The 3,158-nt window shown below is 58.5% G+C and carries 3 protein-coding genes and 1 pseudogene; 3 read left to right on the forward strand and 1 reads right to left on the reverse strand.

Features of this window, described 5'->3' with window-relative positions:
* Positions 1-340 precede the first annotated feature (340 nt).
* The 3 genes and pseudogenes from VGP75_RS15090 to VGP75_RS15100 form a co-directional block, all read left to right on the forward strand.
* Complete coding sequence (locus VGP75_RS15090) at positions 341-679, forward strand: MmcQ/YjbR family DNA-binding protein (protein WP_327544447.1); 339 nt, start codon at positions 341-343, stop codon at positions 677-679.
* An 87-nt stretch (positions 680-766) separates the two neighbouring features.
* Positions 767-1,942, forward strand: coding sequence for a pyridoxal phosphate-dependent aminotransferase (locus VGP75_RS15095; protein WP_327544448.1), 1,176 nt, complete (start codon positions 767-769; stop codon positions 1,940-1,942).
* Positions 1,943-1,992: 50 nt separating this feature from the next.
* Positions 1,993-2,223 (forward strand): annotated as a pseudogene (locus tag VGP75_RS15100) (Ada metal-binding domain-containing protein); the annotation flags it as partial.
* 331 nt (positions 2,224-2,554) lie between these two features.
* On the opposite strand, the gene VGP75_RS15105 reads toward VGP75_RS15100, so the two are convergent.
* Positions 2,555-3,158: outer membrane protein (locus VGP75_RS15105; protein WP_327544449.1), on the reverse strand; the 604-nt coding region annotated here is incomplete at its 5' end.

Here is a 3,158-nt window from a genome sequence, read left to right on the forward strand (position 1 = left end):
CCTCGCACGTGCGTTACGCCGCGGGCTTACCAAGTTCAGTTTTGTTTTGAAACGTGAAAGAGCAACCCGCGACAGATGTCAGCAGATAATAATGCAGCAGGAAATGATGCAGTTGCTCTTCATGGGGATGGGATAGCAGGTGGAAGAGAGTGCGTCCAGATGAACTTGGAAAGCGGGGTGAATCCCTATCATCTTGCGTAGGGTGGGTGGAACCCACGCGTTCTCGCCGCACTGGACTTGAGGAGCGTGGGTTCCACCCACCCTACCAAGGAACGCAAAAGCCAGATCCAACCGACCAAGCACCCTTCCAAACCGCCCACATCTGAGCCATCCTCCTTCCATGTCACGCGCCCTCGTCAACCAGATCTGCGCCGCCCTGCCCGGTGCCACCGCCGCCGACCCCGCAACCGAGCTGGACAGCTGGAAGGTGGGCGGCAAGATGTTTGCCTGTTTCGGTGACCGAATCGACGGTGTCTGTGTCAAGACCGACAGCGTGGACACCGCCGCTATGCTGATTGACGCAGGTGCCGCAACCAAGGCCCCCTATTTCCACAAAAGCTGGGTGCTTGTCCGTTTAGACAGCGCAGAAGATGAATTGCGCCATAGAGTAACCGTCTCTCACGACATCATCTTCAGAGCGCTGCCAAAGAAGGTCCGCGATCAGATTACGCAGGCGTAGCTGACCCTGAAGGTCAGCGCTTTGACCCGCATATCTGGCGGCGGCACCCCTTGACTTCGCCGCTGAGAAGCCGTTCCTCTGCGCCCCATGAAACTCTCGCATCGCATCACAAATATCACCGGCGGCGGCTCTGATGGCTGGGACGTCTTTTACAAAGCGCGGCGCATGATCGCCGAGGGCATTCCCGTGACGGAATTGACCATTGGCGAACATGATATCCGCACCAGCCCCGCGATTCTGGAGGCAATGAACAGATCGGCCACGAGCGGCCATACGGGCTATGCCATGGTTCCCGGCACGCTTTCTTTGCGCAAATCGGTTGCCGCAAGGATTGCCGCGCGCACCGGCGTGCCCACAACTGCGGAAAATATCCTAATCACACCGGGCGGACAGGCCGCGCTTTTTGCAGCCCATATGGCTGTCTGCGATCCCGGGGACACCGCGGTTTATATCGACCCCTACTATGCCACCTACCCCGGCACGATCCGCGGCGCGGGTGCTGTGCCCAAGGCGATCGTGACAACACCGGACACCGCCTTTCAACCGACCTCTGCGGCGCTGCAAGAGGCGACGAAAGGCGTGGCCTCATTGCTGGTCAACACCCCCAACAACCCCACCGGTGTTGTCTACGGGCAAGAAACCCTCGCAGCCATTGCGAGGGCCTGCATCGCCAATGATCTGTGGCTGATCTCGGATGAGGTCTATGACACGCAGGTCTGGGAAGGCCACCATGTCAGCCCCCGCAGCCTGCCCGGTATGGAAGAGCGCACGCTTGTCGTGGGGTCCATGTCTAAAAGCCATGCCATGACCGGCAGTCGCGTGGGCTGGATCTGTGGCCCGGCCGAGGCGATCAGCCGGATTATCAACCTTGCCACACACACGACATATGGCGTGGCTGGCTTCATTCAGGACGCCGCAGATTTCGCATTGAAACAGGGCGATGCGGTGGAAGAAGAGGTCGCAGCCCCCTTCCGCCGCCGACGTGCGCTCACGATGCAGGCGCTTGCGGGCCAGAACGTGGTGCGCGCGGTGCCTGCACAGGGTGCGATGTATGTCATGCTTGACCTGCGCGCGACCGGCATGAGCGGTGACGCATTCGCAAATGCGCTGCTTGATGCCGAACATATCGCGGTGATGCCCGGCGAAAGCTTTGGCGCGGCAGCGGCGGGCCATGTGCGGGTCGCCATGACGATTGCAGACGATCAATATCTGGATGCGCTCAATCGCCTGATCGCATTCGCCAGTGAACTGGCCGCACAATAAACCCCCGATTTTAGGGGGCACGGCTGCATAGAATCGGTTAGCGTCAGGGCATGATGTTTGATCTGCCTGATGACGACACGCTTTATGATGCGCTATTGGCGCGCGATCCTGACTATGACGGGCGGGCGTTTGTCGGCGTGTCCTCGACAGGTATCTTTTGCAGGCTGACCTGCCCTGCGCGCAAACCAAAGCGCGAAAATTGTCATTTTTACAATGATGTAGCGGCCTGCCTTCAGGCGGGTTTTCGTCCCTGCAAACGCTGTCACCCGCTGTCACCGGCGGTGCAAGGCAATTCGAAACAGATGTGACCCGCATCGGCTGTGATCCGTCGATTGTACGCCGTGACGCGCGCAAACGGAGCCAACCAGATCGTTATCGTCCCCCCTACCACCACGTATTCCACGATGCCGCGACCGCCATGTCCGGATCAGGTGATTTTTCCCCGCTCCGGAACGGCATCAGGACCGATATCATTGACGATCTGCTGAGATAAACATGCTCAAGCCATAAAAATGGGGCCTGTCAGTCTCCTGACAGGCCCCGTCAAAGTATCCAATGCAATTGTTTTTTGGGGAAGGGACAGTGCGGTTGGATACCTATTTGAACAGTTTCTTAGAATTTGAACGATGCACGCAGTGTGAGCGTTGTCGCGTCGACGTCGAGGCCGTCGTTGTCTGCAACATCTTCAAACTGGTGCTGCAAAACTTCACCACCCAACAGGATCGAATCGCTCATCATGTAGGACAGGCCGAGACCCGCAAATGTGCCGTCTGTGTCGCCGTCAAGGTCGCCAGACGTCTGTGCCTGTGCGTAACCTGCTGTGACATACGGCATGAATGCGCCTGCATCATAACCCAGCTTTGCTTTCGCGCGCAGAACCCCATCCAGATCGGAGTCTGGCGTGTCGAACGAGATATCTGTCAGGTCATAATCAATTTCACCACCCAATACGATGGAGCCGAAGTCATAGTTATAACCGGCGTGCACACCGTAGATCACGCCATCGGGCTCTGATGGATCTGTACCACCGACGCTCGGATCCAGTTTGCCGTAGCCAAGCTGGCCACCTGCGTAAAAGCCGGTCCAGTCGTTGCCCATCATCACAGGGGCAGGCGCAACAGCAACAGGTGCGGGTGCGGGCGCTTCCACTGGCTCGGAAAGTCCGCCAGCTGATGCCATACCGGCGACGATCGCCAAAGGTGCGGCCAACATGCTC

This window comes from Yoonia sp. (assembly GCF_036007805.1).
GTDB lineage: Bacteria > Pseudomonadota > Alphaproteobacteria > Rhodobacterales > Rhodobacteraceae > Yoonia.